The 22,041-nt window shown below is 65.1% G+C and carries 10 protein-coding genes; 1 reads left to right on the top strand and 9 read right to left on the bottom strand.

Annotation, left to right across the window (positions count from 1 at the left end; translation table 11 throughout):
- Window positions 1-67 precede the first annotated feature (67 nt).
- The 4 genes from PFLCHA0_RS15120 to PFLCHA0_RS15105 all read right to left on the bottom strand — a co-directional run bounded on the left by PFLCHA0_RS15120 (window position 68) and on the right by PFLCHA0_RS15105 (window position 14,892).
- On the bottom strand, window positions 68-9,082 hold the full coding sequence (locus PFLCHA0_RS15120) for a TcdA/TcdB pore-forming domain-containing protein (protein WP_041752247.1): 9,015 nt from the start codon (window positions 9,080-9,082) through the stop codon (window positions 68-70).
- 121 nt (window positions 9,083-9,203) lie between these two features.
- Window positions 9,204-11,363 (bottom strand): type I secretion system permease/ATPase, encoded by a 2,160-nt coding sequence (locus PFLCHA0_RS15115; RefSeq protein ID WP_015635597.1) that lies wholly within the window; start codon window positions 11,361-11,363, stop codon window positions 9,204-9,206.
- Window positions 11,364-11,365: 2 nt separating this feature from the next.
- Window positions 11,366-12,754, bottom strand: coding sequence for an HlyD family type I secretion periplasmic adaptor subunit (locus PFLCHA0_RS15110; protein ID WP_015635596.1), 1,389 nt, complete (start codon window positions 12,752-12,754; stop codon window positions 11,366-11,368).
- A complete protein-coding gene (locus PFLCHA0_RS15105; RefSeq protein ID WP_015635595.1) occupies window positions 12,751-14,892 on the bottom strand; it encodes a type I secretion system permease/ATPase in 2,142 nt (713 codons plus the stop codon). Before PFLCHA0_RS15105 ends, PFLCHA0_RS15110 begins: the two co-directional genes overlap by 4 nt.
- A gap of 495 nt (window positions 14,893-15,387) precedes the next feature.
- Here PFLCHA0_RS15105 and PFLCHA0_RS15100 point away from each other — a divergent pair, with 495 nt between their 5' ends.
- Window positions 15,388-16,155 (top strand): substrate-binding periplasmic protein, encoded by a 768-nt coding sequence (locus PFLCHA0_RS15100; protein ID WP_015635594.1) that lies wholly within the window; start codon window positions 15,388-15,390, stop codon window positions 16,153-16,155.
- A gap of 113 nt (window positions 16,156-16,268) precedes the next feature.
- On the opposite strand, the gene pelG is transcribed toward PFLCHA0_RS15100, so the two are convergent.
- Genes pelG through PFLCHA0_RS15075 form a run of 5 tightly spaced genes read right to left on the bottom strand, consistent with a single transcriptional unit; the run spans window position 16,269 to window position 22,033 of the window.
- Window positions 16,269-17,639 carry an exopolysaccharide Pel transporter PelG gene (gene pelG / locus PFLCHA0_RS15095; RefSeq protein ID WP_011061266.1) on the bottom strand — a complete coding sequence of 457 codons (1,371 nt, stop codon included), beginning with the start codon at window positions 17,637-17,639 and terminating at the stop codon, window positions 16,269-16,271.
- The gene (gene pelF, locus PFLCHA0_RS15090; protein ID WP_015635593.1) at window positions 17,640-19,172 is read right to left on the bottom strand and encodes a GT4 family glycosyltransferase PelF; all 1,533 of its coding nucleotides are present in this window, start codon (window positions 19,170-19,172) and stop codon (window positions 17,640-17,642) included.
- Complete coding sequence (locus PFLCHA0_RS15085) at window positions 19,169-20,158, bottom strand: HEAT repeat domain-containing protein (RefSeq protein WP_041752244.1); 990 nt, start codon at window positions 20,156-20,158, stop codon at window positions 19,169-19,171. Before PFLCHA0_RS15085 ends, pelF begins: the two co-directional genes overlap by 4 nt.
- Window positions 20,136-21,506, bottom strand: a complete 1,371-nt coding sequence (locus PFLCHA0_RS15080; protein WP_015635591.1) for a PelD GGDEF domain-containing protein — start codon at window positions 21,504-21,506, stop codon at window positions 20,136-20,138. Before PFLCHA0_RS15080 ends, PFLCHA0_RS15085 begins: the two co-directional genes overlap by 23 nt.
- Window positions 21,507-21,511: 5 nt before the next feature.
- Window positions 21,512-22,033, bottom strand: a complete 522-nt coding sequence (locus PFLCHA0_RS15075) for a transporter (protein WP_011061262.1) — start codon at window positions 22,031-22,033, stop codon at window positions 21,512-21,514.
- Window positions 22,034-22,041: the final 8 nt, after the last annotated feature.

Below are 22,041 nucleotides of genomic sequence, written 5' to 3'. Positions count from 1 at the left end.
ACACCGGGAAAAGAGGGCGCCGCAGACAGGAGGGGCTTTGCGCCCCTCCTGTGTTTCTCCTGCGAGGTCAGGTCAGTGAAGGCACCAGCACCGCCTGCGCGGCCTGATGGTTTTTCGGCAGTTGTTCGCGAGCACCGCCAGTGTCAGCGAAGGCCGCCATGGCCCCGCTGAGTTTTGCCAGGCTGGGGCCCCGACCATCTGCCGCCGAGTCCGGCACATCCGCCACCGAGCTCAGAGCGTTCGCCGCCGGCAGCGTCTCGCGCTGGCTCCAGGCCAGTTCGAACACGCTGTCCCCGGCCGATCCGCTCGGACCAAAGCCCTTGAGCAGTTGCTCGACGCTGAGCATCGACGAGTCGCCTTTGAGCTCGATCAGCAAATGCCCATGGGCGGCCGCCTGGCTGCCCAGCACCTGGCGCAGCACCAGGGCGGTGCCATTGCCCGTGTCGGTCAGCTGCACGTCCTCGCCCCGACGGCTGACGAGGATATTCTTGCCATCGGCCACCGGCAGGATCACCCGATCCAGGGCCAGGCCCGGATCATCGTTGTCGATGACCACCGAGCGGTAATGCGCCCACATCGCCGGGCTGAAACGATAGGTGTCATCCCCGGCGCCGCCGTGCAGCACCACGCTGTCGACCCCGGCAATCAACGGCGGCGCCAAGTCATCCTGACGAGCATTGCCGCTGGCTCCCTGAAGCAGCAGCGAGGAGCCGATGCGCTCGACATTTGCGTAATGGCCCAGCTGCAGCGCCTTGCCGTCCTTGACCTGATACAGCGCCTGCGCCGTCGGGCTGTAGACATAGGCCGAGTTCGGCGTCCCGGCAGCGACGCCGATAAAGCGCAAGTCGCTGCCACCCGGGATGCCGTTGCTGGCGAACATCTGCCCACTGGCAATATCGAACCAGCCGCGGGTGTCGCCGTCCTGCAAGCTCAACACGCCTTTGGCGCCCCACTGGCCAGCCACCGTTGCCAGGGCCTGGGGCAGATTGCCCAGCCGCGCCTGTTGCCAACCCTTGTCCACGGCCACCAGTTGCACATCGCCGTTGTTGCTGCGCAGCAGCACTTCGCCTTGCACCGTGGTCAGGCGCAACCCGGCATCGACCTGGACCGCCGAACGCAGTTGCAGCTTGGGCATCCAGTCAATGGCGGCCGGCAATTGCGCCGAGGCCTCAAGCACCTCGTCGTTGCCAAACGCGGTGGCCAGTGCTTGCGCTGTCAGCGGCGGCTGTAGATAGAGCTTGCCGCTCTCGGGCTCGAACAGCCGGGCACTGGCGCTGGCACTGTCGAAGCCGAGAAACTGCAGCGGCTTGCCTTGCAGCGCGGACGATGCCACCACCACCTGACCGTTGTGGTACCACACCGGCAGCGCACTCTTGCCGTCGGCGGCCTTGACCCCGAATACCGCCAGGGTGGCATTGCTGCCGGCGACCTCGGCGAGGTTTTTCCACCAGTTACTGTGGGCCTTGAGCCAATGCTCGTTGACCGCCTCATAGCTCAGCCGTCCCGTCGCCTCGATCCGGGCCATGCGCCCGTCGTTGGTCACGGCCAGCAGATGGCCATTGAGATTGAGCACATTGGCCAGGGGCGGCGTGCTCAGCCGCAAGGCGCTTGGCTGGCCGGCATCGAGCACCTTCTGCCCCGGCCCTTCCTGGCGGAACAGCACCTGCTGCGCCTTGCTGTAGAAATAAAACACTTCCTGGCCACCGGGCTGCGCCTGGCTGCCCGCCAACACCAGGTCGGCCGGAATCTGCCAGGCGCTTTGCGCCTGCCCCGGGGCATCGGCGCGCGGCGCCTGCCCGGCCGGTGGTGCCAGGTTCGGCTTGATCACGATGCCGTCGCTGCTGCGCACCCAGTAGCGGTGCGCGACTTTGGCGTTGTCCAGGCCAAACACCGTGATCAGCTCTGCCGCAGTCGGCTCCAGCACGGGCGCGCCCAGGCTGTACACCGGGGTGTCGCGCTGGGTGGCCTGAGTCTCGTAGCCCTTGAGCAGGGTATTGAGCAGGGTCTTGGCGTCCTTGCCATGCTGGCTGTTGCTTGCCGACAGTTGCAGCAACGACTCATCGCCGACCACCCCCACCAGCTCCATGCGGTCACCAAGGATACGGAAGCTCAGTTCGGCTTCCCGCTCCTTGAGCTGATAACGACGGGCCAGATACACCGCATCGCCCTCTTGCCAGAACCGGCTGATCTGGCCGGCGCTCTGGTTGAACGCAGGGGCGAACTGCGCATCGACCTTGCCGCTGGCAATATCGACCCGCCACGCGGCGGCGTTCTCGGCATCGACGAAGTAGGCATGCTCGCCGATGACCGCCCCAAACTGGGCGTTGCGCGCCTGTTGCACATCGGTGTCGGTGAATAGCATGCGGTCCTTGGCAACCTCGTAGTACGCCCGACCGACATTGCGCTCACCGTGCTTGTAGTTCTCCACCACCACGTATTGGCCGTGCAACTGATGGGCCTGGGCCAGCTCCTTGAGGTGCTGTTCGATGCGCTGCCCGGACACCTGCCATTGGCTGGCGTCTTCCTTCACCACGTAGGTGGTCTGGCCGGCAAAATCGGCTGCCCGTACTTCGCCCTTGGCGTTGACCAGCAGCACCTGCCCGCTCTGGGCCGGGTCGAGCCTGACTTTGACCCCGCCCACCAGCAAGTGGTCCTTCGCCACGGTGATGCTGTCGCTCTCCAGCTGGCTGCTGTCGATGATCCAGCGTGACGGCTGACGGCCGGCCTCGTTGCTGAGCCTGACCTCGGTGCCTTCGTTGAGGCCGATCAGGTATTCGCCGCCTGCGCCCTGGATGTCGTAGCGCAGGTAGCCGTACAGCTCCTTGGGCAGTTGCGGCACCACCAATTGCCGGTTGTGCCCATCGAGCAGCACTTCTACCGGCGTCTCGACGTACTCCTGGTGAATCCGCCGGATCGTCTCCTCGCTCGGGAAGATGTAGAAGTCGTAGTCGAAGCGCCGATCCTGCTCGAGCTTGCGAATCACATCGAAACCCGTGTCATGCCGGGTGGTGGCCCCCGGCAGGATCATGTACTCGTAGCTGATGTAGGACTTGGGCGTGCCCGGCAGGATCACCGTCCTGCTGTCGCCGTGGTCGAGTCTGGGCGGCTTGGCGCCGTGGCCAATGCCGCTGCGCACCTCGATCGCCTGGGCGCGGTCGTGGATCATCCGCGGAAAGTCCCCGACCCAGAAGAAGTAGTTGATCGCCCCGGAACCGGTGGAGCCGTGGTGAGTGCGGTAAATGTACTGGCTGTCGAAACCTACCTCGTTCGAGCGCAGGTCGAGGCGCTTGACCACCGCCCCGGCCAGGGGTACCAGCACCTGCTGTTTCTCGTCATAACGGTAGCCGTTGCCTTGGTAGGCCTTGTCCAGGGTGTCGAAGTAACGTCCCACCGCCTTGGCATCTTCGGCCACCGCGCCAAAGGCCTGGGCCAGTGCCGTGAAGCCTACCGCCAGGCCACCGAGGATCACCCCCGCGCCGCCCAGCACCGCCGCCGTTGTCGAAGCGCCGATCAGCCCGGCACCGATACCCGCCGCGCCACTGACAAAACTCGCCGAATCGAACGCCAGCTGGGTGCCGAATACGGCTTTCTGCACATCGTTCTCGGCATGGGCCAGCTCATAGGCATCCAGGCCGACCATGGCCCCGCCAAACAGCACGCCTGCGCCCTCGTTGACCGTGTGCCCCAGGGTCGAGGCAAAGTCCTTGAGCGAGGACTCGGCGGCCAGGGCTTCGCCGCGCAACGCGGTTTGCACCAGTTGGGTGATGTTGGCCACATCTTGCACCGTGCCATGGCCGATCTGCGCCAGGCCCAGGTAGCTATGGATCTTCAGGGCGGTGGCCAGGTCCGGTGAAACCACGCCCTGGGCCGCATCCTTGCGGTTCTTGTCGGCAAACCACTGGATCAGCGTCTGGACCGCAAAGCCCGCGTTCAGGCCGTCCACATGCGCCACTTCGCCGACCCCGCCGCGGGGCCGGATCTGCCCATGCTCCAGGGTGAAGTGCTCGTTGAGCACACTCATGTGCTCATCGACGAAACGACGGAATTCGACAAAGGTGCCATCGTCGGTGCTCAGCCAGCGGGTCTGATCGGGCTGGTCACGGTTGATGAACTGCACCCGATAGCCGCCCTCCGGCTGTGGCTCGGTGTTGGCGATGATCGGTATCCACTGGCTGCTCAGTTGGTGCTCCCGGGCCAGCCGGGTGCTGGCGGCGTCGAAGCGCGCGCCCCATTGCTCGGCGTCGAACGTGGTCAGCGCCGCGCCCAGGCGCAGGTCCTGGCTGACGCGCTGCTGGGCACCCACCGCCTGCTCCACCTGGCGGCGTTGGCCGATGACACCGGCCAACTCCTCGGGACGGGACAGATCGGCAACGTTCAGCCCGCTGCCCACCGGCACCTCGGCCATCTTGTGGGTGTCGATCTCGACCAGGTTGAAGGCCGGCTGCGACTGGCTGCCGAACGAGCCGTAGTGCGCCGCCAGTTTTCGGCGCACCAGGTGCTGCTCCATGGCCTTGGCCAAGCCCTTGCTGGAGTCGAAAGCGAAGATCCCCACGTTCGGGTCATAGAAGTAGTAGCGACGGCCTTCGGGGCCCTGGGTACTGCCCACCATCATCGAGTGGTTCTGGGTGTTGAGGGCAAACATCGAGTCGCTGCTGCCGTTGGCCAGCCGGGCCACCACGTCGGACAACTGGAACTGCCCCAGCGCCTTGGAGGCCTGGACCGCGTCGACATTGGAATGCAGCCGGATCAGGCTGTTCTTGAGCAAGGTCGAGCTGCCCGCCTGGGGATCGGCCGAGGCCAGGAACAGCTTCTGCACCAGGCTGTTGACCCCCGCCTCGCCGCCCCTGGCCAGGGCGACGGCCATGGCCCTGACCAGCGGGTAGCAGCGGCCTCCGGAGCGGTCACCCACCAGCGACAGGTAGAAATCCTGGGGCGCCAACTGGCCGAAGACACTGCCGGCGCCCCGGAAGTCTTCACTGAGGGTCGCGGTCTGGCGCAGCACTTTGTCGATGTATTCGGCCTGGCTGGTCTCACTGATGCGGGCACTCAGGGCGCCACGCTGCCCAGGCGTGAGCTGGCCGTCGAGAAACAGGCGCTTCATCTCCAGGGCCGACTTCTTGTCGTCCAGCCCGGGGATCTTGATCTCGCGAAAATCCCGTACGCCGTCACTGAATGCCGTGCCCCGGGCCCCGCGCTGATAGGCCTCGGCAATAGCGTAGCGCTCGCCCACGCTGGTGCTGCGCTCATCGCCCCCGCCCTGGATCGCCGTGTCGTCGGTGCGTACCACCGCAGCACTGCCCTGCTTGGCCTGGATCTGCTGCCAGAGCCAGGTCTTTTCCACCGAAGCGGCCTCACGCAACACCGGTTCGTACTGCGCCCGGTAGAAATCCTGGGTGAGGTTGAGCTGCTTGATCTGCTGGTCGATCAGGCTCTTGTCGCTGGCCCCGCGCCGCTGCTCCTGGAGTTGATAACGCTGGTTGCCGAGCTGTTCGATGTCGGCGCTGACCTTGGCCTGGACCGCATCGCGCAGACGATTCCAGGCGGCAATGGCCGGGTGCTCGGGAGAAAAGTCGCCGCCGCTGTAGACGCCATCGGCCACCCCTTCAGTGGACACGCCGAACTGGGTCGCCACCTTCTTCAGGTTCTGGTGCACCTGTTCGCGGTACTCGGCGAACTGGGTCCGGTTGCGTTCCTGCACCTGGCTGTCGGCGGTCTGGATGGAAAGAGGCTCTGCACCCTCGCGCAACTTCGGCCAGACCATCTGCCCTTCGCGCTGGTACTCCTGGCGCTGGAACACCAACTGCCACTGGCCGTCGACGACCTGCATGTACGCCGCAGCCAGGCCCTCGGCGGTGCCGGCCACCTGGTAGTCCTTGTAGTCGACCGCCATCACCACGTTGTCGTACAGCAGCGAACTGTTGACCCGACCGTCGTGATAGACCCGATAGGTAGTGGCGTCCAGGCTGGTCACCACCAGCGAGCAGCCCGACAAGGTGCCGGTAAAGAGGAAGCTGCCCGCGCGCGCCTGCTTGGGAATGTCCACATAGGCCGGCGCGGCGTTGGCCTGGTTCGGCCCGTTGTAACCGAGGAAATACGCCGGCACGCTGTCCGGGCTCCCGGCGCTCACGGAGTTGGCGCTGTGCTCGGTGTATTCGAGCTCATACAGCCTGGGCGCGACTTCCACCAACTGCACGTTGCCCTGGGCCGGCAAGCGCCCCGCCTTGACCAGGGCCTCGGCACTGAGGGTGTGAGTCTGGGCGAACTGCACCGGGTCGGCGGCAAACTGGTGAATGTCGGCGCTGCCCTGGCGCGGTTCGAAGCCGGCTCCGAGCGACGCCAGCCCGGTCTTGAGTTGCAGGTCCTTGGCGGCCTGCCCCAACAGCGCGGGCAGCGGCCCCAGGTCGGTGAAGCGCGGTGGATGGAACTCCTCGCTCGGCGCCAGGCCTTGATTGACGATGGGCAGGACTCGGGCCATCACGGCGTCGTACAACTCTCCGTGCAAAGCCTCCCGGCGCCCTTCGGCACGGTAGCGGTCGAAGGTCTGCAGCAGGTCCTTGCCGATGCTGTCCGGCCCCTGGGGTTCATAACGGGCGGCGACATACAGGGTTTCGAAGAACGAGTGATAGCCGTTGCGGATCATGAAGGCCGCGTTGGCCATCTGGAACTGCCAGTACTGCTTGACGCTCGGCGCGCTACCGAACAACTCCGGCAAGGCATTGCTGACGGTCTGGGTGGTCCCGGAAATGCCCCCCACGAACGGGGTGTCCAGGTCGTTCATGTAGCGTGTGGCTTCATTGTTCGGATCGGGACGGAACTGGCTGTAGCTGCGGTACTTGTCGTCCTGGATCAGCAGCGCGGCATCGGTCTGTGCCTGCTCCGGGTGGGTATTGAGGATCAGGTAGGGGTCGGGCTGATTCAGCCGGTTGTTGATCATGACCTTGTCGGCGCCGGTTTTTGGCGCCAGCGCGGCATGGGCATTGACCGGCACCGCGGCCTTGGAAAAGCTGTCGGCCACGGGGCGCAGGGCATGGAACAACGCCTGTTTGCGCAGGCTGCGGCCCTGGTCGCCGGACAACAGCGCCTCGACCGTCGGCCGCAACGCGACATCGGCCGGCGCCAGGCCCTGGGGGCCGCTCAACAACAGGTTCAGCAGTTTGCTGTCCAGGCCGCGCTCCACCGCCACCTGATCGAAGACATGCACCTTCGGGTTGCCTGGATGCTGCCCGGCGTTGGCGCTGGCCACTCGCTGTGTTTCCGTCTCGATCGCTTGAGCACGCCACTGTTCATACAGCGGTGCCAGCAGCAATTTGGCCTGGGCAATGTCGCTCTGCAGATAACCGCCTTGCAGGACCTTGTCCAGTGCCTGGTTCTTCACCAGGTTCTGCCCCAGGCCGAACAGCAGCCCATCGTTGTCGTGGCTTTGCCAGACCGACGCGGCGAAGGCCTGTTCCCACAGCACCTTGTTCAGGTTGTTGCCCTTGATATCCCGCAGGCTCGGGCGGCTGTGTTGCGTCAGCAGCACCCCGGCCGGGGTGATGTGGTTGCGTTCGAGCAGGCGCGTCAGCTGTTGCACGAAGGTGGCGCGCTCGCTGCTGCCTTCAAACAGCCGGCTGGCCTTGAAGCCCTCACCGCGCAGTTGTTCCAGGCGCTCGAAAAACGCCGCGTTGTATTGATACAGGGTCTCGGTCTGGGCCTTGCTCAGGTGGCTGCTGCTGACCTTGTCGCCCTCGACGGTCATCACGGCAAAAGGTGTCGCCGAACGGTAAGCGTCACCCTGGGGCATTTCCAGCAGGTACTGATGCTCGGCAAAGCCGACCGAGCGTTCCAGCTCATGAATATTGACGAACAGGCCGTCGCGGTCCGGGTGGTAGCTGTTCTGCCGATAGTCTTCGACGCCCAGGGTCTGGAAGCTGCTGAGGTCCGCGTTCTGGTTGATCAGTTCGCTCAAGGCGCCAGCCAGGGGCACTTCACGGGTCACGCTGGTGCCGGGCGACTGGCCCGAGACCTGGATGCCGACCTGGTTGGGCACTTTGCGATCGACGCCGGTCAACAGCAGCTTGCGGCCGTTGCTCAGCACCTGGGCCTTGAAGCCTTCGCGCAGGGAGCTTTCCGACACCAGGTGGTTGGCGAAGTACTGCTCGACGAACCCGGTCTTGACCAGCACCGAGCGAATCGGTGCATAGGTCGGCGAGCGCATGGACGGTGGCTCGCTCTTGAGCCGGTACTGTTGCTGCCAGGCCAGGGAACGGGCGGCGGTGCCAAAGGAGAAATTCAGCACGCCGTCGGTGGGCACCACCAGCCGGCCGTGCTCCAGGTAGAAGTCCTTGAAGCGGCCATCGGTGCTGGCATTGACCAGCGCCACGTTCATGCGGATGTAGCCCGGGCGCTCCTCCATCATCAGCAGTGAAAGGTTCACCGGCAGCTCGTCGGAGGCCCGGGGCGGCTTGGCCAGTGCGTCCAGGCTCGCGGCCTGCTGCTGCGGGGCGGCCTTGAGCCAGGCGTTGTAGCGGGTACTCACCTCCTTGTAGGCCTGCAGCTCGGAGAACAGGGTCACGTAGGTCTGGCTGAAGGTGGAGTCGGCCACCTGCAGGCTCAGGTGCTTCTCCAGGCGGTTGATCCGGCCCTTGAGCTCTTTCTGCTTGGCCGGCGCATCGGCTTGCAGGACCTCGGCCTTGGCGCCACCGGGACTGAGCAGCCGCAGGGCCTTGTTCCAGGTGCTGTCATAGTGGCTGATCGCCGTGTCCTGACGGCTGTACAACAGGATGTCACGGTCCAGTTGCTGCTTGTAGGCAATGGTGGCCGGGGTGTCGGCGATGGCCTTCATTTCTTTGCGGCGTTGTTGCAGCACCTGCAACTGATCGCCCACCGAGACCGGGTTGTCCTGCATCTGGTAATGCTGGGCGGCCAGCACGCTCAGGGTGCTCTGCTGCATTTCCAGCAGGCGCTCGCCGACCTGGCCGATGTACGCGGCACGCTCGTCGGCGCTCATGTTGAACCATTCGGTTTGCCGCCCTGCCGTCTTGATCTGTTGGTCGATCAGGGTATTGAGCAGGCGCGTGAAGTCCTTGGACATAAAAGCCATTGCAATGATCCTTTGTCTGTTTTGAGCCAAGCCCTGCGTCTCGCGAAGGGCTGCCTATGGGTATGGATATGCGGGGTGGGGAGACATGACGGGTGGGCGAGTCCTCCTGCCGTCGGTGGGGTCAGTCCTTCATCTGCAGCGCCCACTGCCGGGCATACAACCCGTCCAGGGCTAGCAGCTGTTGGTGTGTGCCTTGTTCGAGCACCCGGCCCTGATCGATGACCAGAATCCGGTCCGCATGGCGCAGGGTATTGAGGCGATGGGCGACGCTGATCACCGTGCGGCCGCGGACGATGCCCTGCAGGTTGGCCATCACCGCCGCTTCCGACTCGTAGTCCAGGGCACTGGTGGCTTCGTCCAGCAACAGGATGCCGGGGTTGGTCAACAGGGCCCGGGCCAGGGCAATGCGTTGCCGCTGGCCGCCGGAGAGCTGGCCGCCCCGCTCGCCCACCTCGGTCTCGTAGCCCTGGGCCAGGGCCTCGATAAAGGGCGCCGCCCCGGCCAGACCGGCGGCGTGCCGCACCTCGGCGTCGCTGGCTTGAGGCCGGCACAGGCGGATGTTCTCGGCAACGCTGCCGGCGAACAGCACGCTTTCCTGGAGCACCACGCTCATGTTGCGGCGCAGGGCCACCGGATCGGCGATGGCCAGGTCGATGCCGTCCACCAGCACCCGGCCGTGCTGGGGCACATAGAGGCGCTGCAACAGGCGGGTCAGGGTCGATTTGCCGGAACCGGAAGGCCCGGTGATGCCGACGAACTCGCCCGGCTGGATCTCCAGATCCAGCTGGCGCAGCACCTCCTGGCCGTCTTCCTCGTAGCGAAAACGCACCCCCTGGAAGCTCACCCCGCCCTGCAACGCTGGCACCGAGGCCAGGCCGCCGCTGCCGCTTTCACAGTCGCTGTCGAGAATGTCCCCCAGGCGGCGCAGGGAAATCAGCGTGTGCTGGAAGTCCTGCCAGACCTGGGCCAGACGCAGGATCGGCTCCACCACATGCCCGGCCAGCATGTTGAAGGCCACCAGTTGGCCGGGGCTCAACTGGCCATCCAGCACCAGCATCACGCCCCACCACAGCAACAGCGCCGCGGTCAGCTTCTGGATCAGGCCGATGCCCTGCCCGGCCCAGATCCCGACGATGCGGGTGTGGAACGCCGCACGCACATAAGCCGCCAACTGGCGCTGCCACTGCTGCTGGAAGGCGCTTTCGATGGCCCCGGTCTTGATAGTCTCGATGCCGGTCACGGTCTCGGTGAGAAACGCCGTGTTGGCCGCATTCAACTCGTATTCGCGCAAGGCCCGGCTGCGCAGCAAGGGGCCCACGCACAGCCAGAAGAGGAAATACAGGGCCAGGGAGCCCACCACCACCCAGGTCAGCAGCGGTGCGTAGCTGTACATCACGGCGATGAACAACCCGCAGAACGCCAGGTCCAGCACCAGGGTCAAGGCCGAGCCGGTAAGAAACTGGCGGATCTGTTGCATCTCACCGACCCGGGCGATGATCTCGCCGCTCTGGCGCCGCTGGAAATAACCCAGCGGCAACTGGATCAGATGCTGGTACAGGCGCGCGGACAGCTCGGCGTTGATCTTGCTCGCCACATTGCTGAACAGCCAGGACCGCAACAGGCCGAACAAGGGCTCGAACAGCGCCAGGGCCAGCATGGCGATCCCCAGCACTTGCAGGCTCGACAGGCCGCGACTGACCAGGACCCGGTCGATGATGTTCTCGAACAGCAGCGGCGTGACCAGCGCTACGCCTTGCAGCATCAGCGACACCAGCAGCACGCTGCGAAACTGGCGCCCATGCTTGAGGATCGACGGCAGGAACCAGGAGACGCCGAAACCACCCGCCTTCAGTTGCACATGCCGCTCGGCCAGCAACAACACCTCTCCCTGTCCCTGATCATGGCCTTGCCAGAGCGTCGCCAGCTCCTGGCGCGACAGGGTCTGGCATTGCCCCTGCAGCGGCCAGAATACCCGGACCCGGTCGCCCTCCACCGCGTCCAGCACCGCCCAGCCCCGAGTGGTGTCCAGCAGCGCCGGCAGCGGCAGGTGATGCAAACGCTGCACCCGGCTCTGCACTGCCCGTGCGCGCAGGCCGATCCAGCCGGCGCAGCGCCGCAGGTCAAGGCTGTCGGCCGGACCTTCAACCCGTCCCAGGCGGTGAGTCAGTTGCGCCACGCTGATGCTCAGATCAAAGCGCCGGGCGGCCCAGGCCAGGGCGTGCAGGCCGGTGTCGAGCATTGTCGGTGACGGTTCAGAAGCGGCATCGAAAGCGCGGGTCATGCTCAACGCTCCCGCAACGCTTCGGACTGATACTCGCGAATCGGGCTCAGCAGGTAATTGATCACCCGCCGCTCGCCGGTGCGAATCTCGCCGGTCACGCTCATCCCCGCCTGCAAGGGCATCCAGCCCTGCCCTGCGGCAATGGCCGCACGCTCCAGGCGAATCCGCGTGGGGAACACCAGCCCCAGCTGTTCGTCCTTGATGGCGTCACCGGAGACATGGGCCACGGTGCCGCGCAAGGTGCCGTAGCGGGTATAGGGAAACGCATCCACCTTGATCTCCACGGGCTGGCCGGCCCTGACGAAACCGACGTCCTTGTTCAGCACCATGACCTCGGCATCCAGCTCGGCCCCCTCGGGCACGATCACCAGCAACTGCTGCGCCGCTTGCACGGCGCCGCCCAGGGTATGCACCGCCAGTTGCTGGACCACACCGTCCACCGGCGCCAGCAGGGTTTGCAGGCGCTGCCGGTCGCGGCCACGGATCAGTTGCTGCTCGAGCACGGCGATCTCCTGTTGGCTGCGGTTGAGCAATTCATGCTGTTCGCGCTGGGTCCTGGCCAGGAAGCTGTCGCGCTGCTCCCGACGGTTCTGCGCCTGGGCCTTGAGCACCTGCAGTTCGGCCTGCTGCTGGGCCAGCGAACGCTCGACGTCCAGTTGCTCCTTTTCCTGCTCAAGCAATTCCACCAGGGGCATCAGTTGTTCGGCGGCCATCGCCCGGCGTGCATGAAGCCGTTTGCGCACATTGCTGGCCAGCTTGCCCAAGGCGCTGATCTCGCTGCCCCGAGCCCTTTGATTGGCCTGGTTGATGGCGATTTCGGCGTTGAGGCTGTCCAGGTTGGCGCTGATTTCCTTCCAGGTACTGAGCAGTTGCTCCCGGGCCGCCGCGGCTTGCTGTACATCCAGGCCAGCAGGCGTCTGGTAGCTGTGCAAGGGGTCCGGGGTCAGCAGTGCACGGGCCCGGGCCAATTCCAGACGCTTGAAATCCAGTTGTGTGCGCAACTCGCTCAACTCGGCGTCGATGCCGATCGGGTTCAGCGCCACCAGCACCTCGCCGGCCTTGACCCGCTGCCCGTCACGTACATGGATGGCCCGAACTTCACCCGCCTCGTGCGCCTGGATCACCTTGGTGTAGCTGGAGACCATGAGGCGCCCGGCGGCACTGGCATGAATGTCGAGAAAGCCGAGGATCGCCCAGCCCAGGGCCAGCAGGATCGCCAGGATCAGCAGCAGTGCCGTGCCACGTGCCCAGGGCGCGGGTGGCCGCTCGACAATTTCCAGGTAGCCGGGTTGGAACTCGTATTCGTCGCGGCTGCGCTTGAGCAGCGTCCGCGCGTCACCCAGGCGCTGCCAGGCGCGGCGCCAGCGAGACAACAGTGCACCGGACCTCATGACGCCTCCTTGCACAGCGCCTGTTGCAGCGCCCACAGGCGCGAGTAGCAACCGCCGTTGGCCAAGAGTTGCTGGTGGCTGCCCGATTCACTGATGCGCCCCTGTTCCAGAGCGATGATGCGTTGGCAATGCCGTACCGCAGACAGGCGATGGGCAATGATGATCACCGTGCGTCCCTGGGCGATGCTCGCCATGTTGTCCTGGATCAGCGCCTGGGATTCGTCATCCAGGGCGCTGGTGGCTTCGTCGAAAATCAGGATGCGCGGGTCGCCCATCAGTGCCCGGGCTACGGCGATGCGCTGCCGCTGGCCGCCGGACAAGGAGCTGCCGGCTTCGGCCAGCACCGTGTCGTAGCCCAGGGGCAGGCGCAGGATGAAATCATGGGCACCGGCCAGGCGCGCCGCGGCGATCACGCTTTCCAGGGAGGCGGTGGGATGGCGCAGGGCGATGTTGTGGCGCACGCTGCGGTTGAACAGGTAGTTTTCCTGGAGCACCACGCCAATCTGGCTGCGCAACCAGGCCGGCTGCAACTGCTCCAGGGGCAAGCCGTCGATCAGGATGCGCCCGCCATCGGGGGTGTAGAGTTTCTGCAGCAAGCGGGTCAGCGTGCTCTTGCCGGACCCGGACGGCCCGACGATGCCCAGGGTCTGCCCCGCGACGATCTGCAAGTCCAGGCCGCGCAGCACCCACTCAAGTTCCGGGCGGTAGCGGAACACCAACTGTTCGATGCGCACTTCGCCACGCAACGCCTGTGCCGGGCGCAGATCCCCCTCGGCCTGCTCCACCGGCAGGTTGAGCATGTCGCCCAGCTTGTCCACCGACACCCGCACCCGGACGAACTGCTGCCAGACCTCGATCAGCTTGGCTACGGGCTGGCTGACGTGGGACAGCATCATGTTGAAGGCAATCAACTGGCCGATGCTCATTTGCAGGTCGATGACCCGGCTAGCGCCCCAGCAGATCACCGCCACCGCCGTGACTTTCTGCAACAGCATCACGGTCTGGCTGATGGCACTGCCCAGGGTCTGGCTGGCAAACCCGGCCGCGACCATCTGCGCCGTCTGCGACTCCCAGCGACGCTGCATGCGCGGCTCCACCGCCAGGCTCTTGATGGTTTCGCTGCTGCTGACGCTTTCGTTGAGAAAGGCGGTGTTGCGCGCCGCGCTGTAGAACTGGCGCTCGATGCGCTTCTCCAGCGGGCCGGTGCTGAACCAGGCCAGCAGCGCATACAGGGGCAAGGTCAGCAGCACCAGCAGGGTCAACGGCCAGGAAATCCAGGCCATGACCGCAAAAAACACCAGGGTGAAGGCCACGTCGACACACAGGGTCAGCAGCGAGCCGGTGAGGAACTCGCGGATGCTGTCCAGCTCCTGGACCCGGGTGATGATCGCCCCCACCTGGCGTTGCTTGAAGTACAGCAGCGGCAGGCCCAGCAGATGGCGCAAGAGCTTGACCCCAAGGCCGATGTCGATGCGATTGGCGGTGTGCGCCGCCAGGTATTCGCGCAAGCCCTTGAGCAGCACCTCGAACAGGCCCACCACCACCAGGGTCATCACCAGCACGTCGAGGGTCGACAGCGCCCGGTGCACCATGACCTTGTCCATCACCGCCTGGAAGAACAACGGCGTCGCCAGGGCCAGCACCTGCAGCAACAGCGAGCACAGCAGCACTTCGCCGAGTATCCGCCGATGGCGCAGCAGCTCCGGTACGAACCAGGACAGATCGAAGCGCAAACCGCTCTGGCGCAGGCGAATCACCTCCCCGCTCCACTGCTCGGCCAACTGCAGGCGATCGAGCATGTCCGGGGTCGGCATTGAAGGTCGCTGCACCAGCGCCTGGGTGTCCGAGAGCCGCGCCAGCAACATGAATTCGCCGCTCTGGTTGCGCCAGACAAGGGGCAGCATCTTCGGGGTCAGCCGGGTCAGTGCCAGGCGTTCAAGGCGCAGATCGACACCGGCGTTGCGTGCGTAGTCCCTGACCGCCTGGCGCAGGTCCCGCGAAGGGTCAGGGTCCAGGGATTGCGGGGCCGCGGCTTGCGGTACGCGTTCCTGGGTAAGTTGCAGCAGCAGATGGCAGCAGGCCAAGGCTGAGTGAACGACCGTATCGGCCGCGGATGATGGGGCAGACAGCACCGTCATAGCGGAACATCCGCTGAGGACAGGCTGCGGGTTGTTGCAGTATTGACTGGCATAGACCGCTCGTTTCTTGCTCCAGGGAGCATGGAGGCACGAACGCAGTCTGAGTCAGCCAATTACGAATGATAATCAGCAGTTTGATTGAAGCGTTTTAACTAAAACTTAAGGCTGTCCCGTAAAACCCCTGCATGCGCATCAGGCGCATGCGCAGAGCCTGGCCCCCTGGCTGGAGAGGTGGCGAGGTTACTGATACGGCGCTGCCCACGGCTGTTCAACGTGAGTATCAGCGCACCAGTCAATGCCCTCACCGGTTGTGCGCGCCCTGAACCGTGATGGCTATCAGAGGTCAAAAAATCCGTCGACCCCATCCATCTCTGCGCATAACCCTCTAATCTTGGCGGCACGTTTTGCAGGTCGTTGCGGGTTGGTCTCTGTACGTGTCGAATACGCAGCGTTAATCCGAGAGCATGAAATGCCACTGTTTGTTGAGTTACTGCCATGACTCATGTGAGTCAAACGTTGCGCCAGCGGGGGGCGCTGATCCTGACGACGCTGCTCGTTCTGACGGCCTGGGTGCCCTCAGTGTCTGGCGCCGAGTCCCGTAGCTTCGACCTGTACATCGCCGAAGCGCCGCCTTTATCGATGCTGGAGCAGACCGGCCTGCATGGCATCGTCGGTGATGCGACGTCGGAAGCGGCGACCCGGGCCGGATATACGCTGCACTTTATAGAAGTGCCCTGGGCACGAGCCCAGCAAAGCGTACGCAAAGGCGTCGACAAGCTGATCATTCCCCTGTCGCGCACGCCGGAAAGAGAAGCCGATTACACCTGGATCGCGCCCATCATGACCATGGACAGAGCCTTCTTCAGCCTGCACACGCGCGTCGAAACCCTGCAGCAGGCACGGGAAACCTTCGCTCGGATCGCCGTTGGCCGAGGCAGTGCCCAAGAGCAGAAGCTTCGGGCTGAAGGCTTTGGCGACAACCAGATCTATCCGTTTGAAATTGGCGAGAACCCGGCTCAACTGCTGCTGATGGGACGGGTCGACGCCTGGTTCAACGGCATTCCCGAAACCCAGAGCATCTGGCGCAAGGTGTCGACTCAGCCGTTGCAGGTCAGTCCGGTCTTTATGAGCACCGATCTGTACCTGGCCTGCTCCAGAAACTGCAATGCGACACTGGTGCACAAGCTGCGCGCGGCGGTCGAGGGGCTGCGCAAGGACGGCACGCTGGAGAGAATGCGAAAATCCTACCTCGACGCTCCCTGACCGGCCCCTGTGCTGCGCAGAACCCGGGCCGCGTTGGCATAGCCGGCGTCCCGATCCTGCAAGCCTCTGCAAAGCACCGCCGCGGGTCCGCAGCACGCGCTTGCCGATGCTCCTCAACGCGAGAGCATGAACGTCTCGTACTCCAGGTCATCCAGCGCCGTCGACAGCCGCGTCAGCCCCAGCAGCACGCAGATCAGCAGCGACAGGGTAAAGCCATAGCCGAAGAAGCTCGGCCCCAGGTGCAGGCTGAGCAGGGTCAGGGCGGCATTGAGGGCCACGAACAGCAGGCACAGCTCCAGCACGATGGCGCGTTTGTCGAGGTAGAAGAACACGTTGAGAATCGCCATGAACACCACCTGGATGCTCACCCCGATCAGGTCGATGTAGAACAGCGGCAGGTAGTAGCTGGACATCCCCAGCCACTCCAGCAGGCGCGGGCCGAAGAGGAACAGCAGGACCACCGTCAGCCCCTGGACCTTGCAGATTTCCAGCAGGCCCTGGCGGATCGAGAAGGTCATCTCGGCCTTCAGCGAACCGATGTGCTGCAAGGTCTCGCCATCGCGCACGGCACGGAACAGGCGGTCGTACCATTCGGCGAAATCGGTTTCGATGCGCACCAGGAACACCGCCATCCCGGGAATGATCGCCAGGTAAGCGAGGAAGATCGGCAGGTCGTAGAGAATTGACGCGCGCATCGGCCCGATCACCTGGCTCGAAGTTTCCGGGTTGAACCAGAAGATGAACTTGTCGATCCAGATCCCCAGGTTGTAGCAAAGCCCGGTCAGCAGCAGGCTGACAAACACCTGGCGGCGGTCGAGAAAGTCGAAGGCCACCAGCTTTTCGGCCCGGTACTCGCGCAGGATGTCGTAGAGAAACAGGAACAGCAGCGTGCTGTGCCCCAGCAGCAGCGCCAGCAACAGCCCTTCCATGCCCATGTAGCGCAGGTAGAAGGCGCTGCCGACCATCAAGCCATACCCCACCAGCATCACCAGAAGGATGCGGTTATAGGCCTTCATCCCCGAGAGGAAGATGATCACCAGCCACAGGTTGCACAGCACCACGAAGTTGGCCAGGGTCAGCAGGCGGTAGATCAGCGCCTGGTCGAACAGGGTCACCAGCAGCAGGATGCCCAGCGCCCCGGAGCCCAGGGTCACCAGCAAGAGTACGCCCACCAGGTTCGGCAGGATCTGCTCGTACTTGCGCTCGAACAGGCGGTCGGACACGAAACGGGTGAAAAACAGCTGCAGGCCGCCGGTCAGGATCAGCGACGTGGCCATCAGGTAGGTGACGGTGATCAGGAACTGGCGGATCAGGACCTCCGGCACCACCAGCCCGAGGCTGATCACCCCCACCAGCATCACGCTGAGGATCGACAGCACCCAGGGCCCGGAACTGATCAGGCCGGCATAGACATAGGCGTGCAGGGTCGCCGTGTAGGAGTCGCGGGAGAGAATCTTGCGCAGTTCGAAACCGATGCCGGCCATTTACACAGCCTCCTTGTGTGGGGTGCCGATGGCCGTGTGATAGAGCGTGCGATAGCGGTCGAGCATCAAGCGCTCGCTGTAGTAGCGATGTACCCGCAACAGGCCCGCCGCCTGGGCCGATTGCCAGCGTGCGGGGCTGCGCAGCAGGTCGATGATCGCCTGGGAGGTGGCCTGCGGATCGGCGATCGCCACCACTTCCCCGGCCCGCCCCAGGTCCCGGTCGGCCGCCTCGCCGCCCTCGATCAGCTCGCGGCAGGAGCCCACGTCACTGCTGACCACCGGCGTGCCGGCGGCCCAGGCTTCGAGAATCACCAGGGGCTGGGCCTCGCTGATGGAGGTCAGCACCATCAGGCCCAGTTGCGGCAGGATGTCCTGGATTTTCTGGAAGCCCAGGAACAGTACCTTCTGCTCCAGCCCCAGGCTCGCCACCAGGCTGCGGCACTCGGCGACGTACTCCGGGTCTTCCTCTTCCGGCCCGACGATCCAGCCTTCGACCTCGGGCATCACGCTGACCACCCCGCGCATGGCCCGCAGGAAGGTCTTGACGTCCTTGATCGGCACCACCCGGCCGATCAGCCCGACCACCGGCGCAATGCCTTCGGCCCGGGCCTCCAGGGCCTGGGTCCAGAGCTGCAGGTCGATGCCGTTGGGGATCACCTGGGTGCGCTCGGGGGGCGCGCCGTCCTTGATCTGGCGTTGGCGGTTGCCGTCGTACAGGGCAATGATCTGGTCGGCGCTTTCATAGACCAGATGCCCGATGCGTTCGAAGAAACGCACCCAGAGCATGCGGATATAGCCGGAGCCGGAATCCATGCTGTCGTTCAGCGCCTGGTTGCTGCTTTCGGCGATCCAGCTGGCCTGGGCCAGGTCGATCTTGCGCTCCTTGGTGTAGATCCCGTGCTCGCTGAGCAGGAACTGGCAGCCCCACAACTGCTTGAGAATGCAGCCCACCAGCCCGGCGTAGCCGGTGGAAATCGAGTGCAGCACCCGGGCCCGCGGCATGTGCCGGGCAGCATTGGCCAGCATCAGCAAGGGCGACTGCATGGTGCGCAGGGTCCAGAAGTAGTTGACGAAGGACGGATCGGCGCAGTGCTGCTCGTAGCCTTCGGTCAGCGCTTCCCAGCTGGGCCGGCTGTAGAGCACGTCGTCCAGGGTGATGCGCCCCTGGGCCAGGGATGCCAGCACTTCGATGCCCAGCTCGGCGGCGGGCTTCTGCGGGTTGTGCAGGTAGCGGTACAGGTTGCTCAGTTCCTCCAGGGACGCGCTGTGGGCCTCGCGCTTGTGCCTGGGGTTGCGCCAGGCCTCTTCCAGGTACACCTCTTCGATATGCACGACGTTGGCCGGAATCTCATAGCGGCGCTGACCATAGGCCTCGCGCTGGCCACCAATGAACAGCACCGAAAACTGCAGCTGCGGCAGGCCGAGGATCATCTGGTGGATCCAGCTGGACACGCCACCACGCACATAGGGCCAGGTGCCCTCGAGCAGCAGGCAGACATCGGCGATGGGGGTTGAGTCGGGGGTTTTCTTCATGTCCAGGTCCTTACCAGCCCGGCAAAGGGCGGACGTTGCTGCATTTGCGCCGGCAGGCTTCGCAGCAGCCCGGGAATCTCGGCATAGCGGCCGGTTTCAAAGGCGATTTCGGCGCGGAACGGCAGGACCTTGGCCGAGTCCATGCCCGCCTCCTCGGCCTGGTGCATGTGCAGGCGCGCCTTGCCGACGTCACCGCGTTCAAGGGCGATGCGCCCGGCCAGCAACAGCAGCTCGCCGCCCTCCCCCAGCTTCAGCGCCTGTTCGGCATGTTCGCCGGCCTGGCCCAGCACGTGCTGCTGCACACTGCCCTGGGCCAGGCCCAGGTAGGCCAGTTCCCAGTACCAGCGGGCCAGCGTCGCGTGCAAGGCTCCGGCCTTCTGCGGCGCCGCGCCGGGCAGTTGTTCCAGGGAGGACTGGATCCGCTGGTTGATGTCGGTTTCCTGCTTGTCGAGCATCGAATACGCCAACAGCCGCACATCGTCGCTCGGGTCGCCCAGGGCCAGCTTGAGGATCGGCACCGCTTCCTTGCCCGGCATCCGCCGGGTGGCGAGCAAGGCCGCCAGGCGCTGGTCGGGGTCCGGCGCATGACGCAAGACATCCTGCAGCCCGCTGTCACCGAAGGTGGGCGAATGCAGTTGAGTCTGAGCGCGAAACGGCAGGTCGGGAATGCCCACCGCCTGCCACGTCTGCGCCTCGCGCTTGCGCGGCAGGTACAGCGCCGGAAAGATCGCGGCAATCACCCCGACGGCCCCGATCAGCGGCACAAAGAACGCCAGGCTGAAGATGAACAGCGGGCTCCATGGCAACGGCCGGCGATAACGCGCCGGCAGCAGCAGCCAGACCGCCGCGGTCAGCAGGCCACAGGCGATGCCATGGGTCATTGCATACAGCAGCGCGGTCTGCAGGTCGGGCAACTGCGCCGTCAGGCTGGCCCAGCTGCCGATCTCGAAAAACAGCGCTCCGCTAAACAGCCACTTGCTGATCATTCAGGCCACACTCGTTGTACAGGAAGTTACGCAGCCCATCGCGTTGCCGGGCCGACTCCAGGTCGTAGGGCAGTACCTTGACCCCCAGGCCGGCCAGCTCCACGCTCATGCCGAAGTGTTCGTGGACCAGCTTGCCCAGGCGTGCCAGGTAGCCCTGGGCGCCCTCGGCGCTGGTCAGCGGCAACAACACCAGCAACAGTTCGTGCCCGCGTGCATTGGCCAGGCTCAGGTGCAGGTCCAGGCCACGCTGGCTACGCTCGAACAGCCGCGCCAGTTCATCATTGGGCTGGGTCAGCTCGAAGGCATAGAGGCAACCGGACAGGCCGTGGCGCTCGACATCCACCAGTGAACGCTTGAGTTGGCGGGTGAAGTGCTGGGCATCGGCGCTCTGCAGTTGCAAAACCTGCGGGTCCGGGTGCAGCAAGTCGGCGATATGTCCGGCCAGCAGGGCCAGCAGGCTGAGGGTGCGTTCCTGGAAGGCAAAGAACGGCATCTGCCGCACCGCCAGAATCGCCAGCACCTGGCCCTGGGTGTCCACCAGCGGAACACAGGCCTGCAAGGACGACACCGAGGCCTGGGCGCCGCTATCCAGCAGCTCCTCACGCACACTCACCAGCTCCTCGCGCTCCAGGCACATACGCACCAGCAGGTCCTGGCTGTCCAGGGGCCCCATGGTGCCGATCGAGGCCAAGAGGCTCAGCTGTGGCGCCGCACTGGCGCCCTGCTCCACCCGGTACAGCCCGGCCACCCGCAGCGAGCCGTACTGGCCGAGCAAGGTCAGCACCGGCTCGGCCAGCAGGCTCAGCGGGTCGCCGCCATTGGGCGCCGCGCGCAGCCGATCACGCAGGCCCAGCAGGGAACTGCGCAAGCTCTGGTCGCTACCCGCCAGGCGCTGCTCCAGGCGGTCATGGGAGACCCGCAGAATCTGGTGCGCCCGGGTGAAATCATCGAGCCGGTACTGGCGGTACTCGTTGGCCATCTGCAAGCGCAGCAAACGCCGCTCCCAGAGGTCGCGCACCTCGCCCACCAGCATGCCGCAGACCAGTACGCCGACAATGTAGGACGGCGCGACCTGGGCGTAGCTCGCCAGCCCCGAATGACGCAGGGCAAAGAACGCCGCTACCAGCAGGCTGGCACTGATCAGGCCGCGGACAAACCCGTAGCGCACCCCCAGCAGCAGCGGCGCCAGCACCGACCAGGGAAACTCGCCCTGCACCTGCAAGGGGTCCTCGGGGGCCAGCCACAGGCCGACGCCGATGACCAGGGCGGTCACCAGAAAGGTTTCCAGCCAGGACGCCGGACCGCTGGCGCGGGGCGCCAGCGCATAGTCCATGTGTGGAGAGTTCATGGCAGTCACTCGATCCGAAGGCCACCGACAAGCTTGTCGAGCACCTTCTGGGCGGCCCCGGCCAGGCTTTCCCGGGACCAGCCGGCGCGGGCCCCGCTATTGCTCCACAGCACCTTGCCGGTACCGGCCTCGACCACCCGCAGGCTGATGCCCACCGCCGGTTCGCCATCCAGGCCGTTCTTGTACTGCCACTCCTCGACGCTGCCGGATACCACATAGTCGAGCTTCTGCTCCCGGGCCCAGTCCATGGCTCCGGCCAGACGCTCGTTGTCGTCGAGCAGGGCCTGTTCGCCCTGCCCCGCCGTACCGGTGTAGACCTGGGGTTGCAGGCCGCGGCTGCTCAGCACGCTGAGCAGAATCTGCTCACTGCGCTCGCCGGCCTGGGGTGTCTGGGAATAGTTGACCAGCGGCAGCACGCCCCAGCGCGCACTCTTGGACAACTCGGGGCTGCTTTGCCCGGTGAAGCTGCTGCACCCGGCCATCAGCAAGGCGACCATTGCCAGACTCACGCAACGAATGGATTGCATAAGGTTTA

Source organism: Pseudomonas protegens CHA0 (assembly GCF_000397205.1).
Lineage (GTDB): Bacteria > Pseudomonadota > Gammaproteobacteria > Pseudomonadales > Pseudomonadaceae > Aquipseudomonas > Aquipseudomonas protegens.
Note: the sequence above shows the minus strand (reverse complement) of the source record. Positions and strands in the feature narration are given on the sequence as shown.

Coding starts and splice junctions, on each gene's coding strand:
- pelF (WP_015635593.1), bottom strand. CDS start 19,172: ATGAAGAAAACCCCCGACTCAACCCCCATCGCCGATGTCTGCCTGCTG.
- PFLCHA0_RS15100 (WP_015635594.1), top strand. CDS start 15,388: ATGACTCATGTGAGTCAAACGTTGCGCCAGCGGGGGGCGCTGATCCTG.
- PFLCHA0_RS15080 (WP_015635591.1), bottom strand. CDS start 21,506: ATGAACTCTCCACACATGGACTATGCGCTGGCGCCCCGCGCCAGCGGT.
- PFLCHA0_RS15105 (WP_015635595.1), bottom strand. CDS start 14,892: ATGACGGTGCTGTCTGCCCCATCATCCGCGGCCGATACGGTCGTTCAC.
- PFLCHA0_RS15085 (WP_041752244.1), bottom strand. CDS start 20,158: ATGATCAGCAAGTGGCTGTTTAGCGGAGCGCTGTTTTTCGAGATCGGC.
- pelG (WP_011061266.1), bottom strand. CDS start 17,639: ATGGCCGGCATCGGTTTCGAACTGCGCAAGATTCTCTCCCGCGACTCC.
- PFLCHA0_RS15115 (WP_015635597.1), bottom strand. CDS start 11,363: ATGACCCGCGCTTTCGATGCCGCTTCTGAACCGTCACCGACAATGCTC.
- PFLCHA0_RS15120 (WP_041752247.1), bottom strand. CDS start 9,082: ATGGCTTTTATGTCCAAGGACTTCACGCGCCTGCTCAATACCCTGATC.
- PFLCHA0_RS15075 (WP_011061262.1), bottom strand. CDS start 22,033: ATGCAATCCATTCGTTGCGTGAGTCTGGCAATGGTCGCCTTGCTGATG.
- PFLCHA0_RS15110 (WP_015635596.1), bottom strand. CDS start 12,754: ATGAGGTCCGGTGCACTGTTGTCTCGCTGGCGCCGCGCCTGGCAGCGC.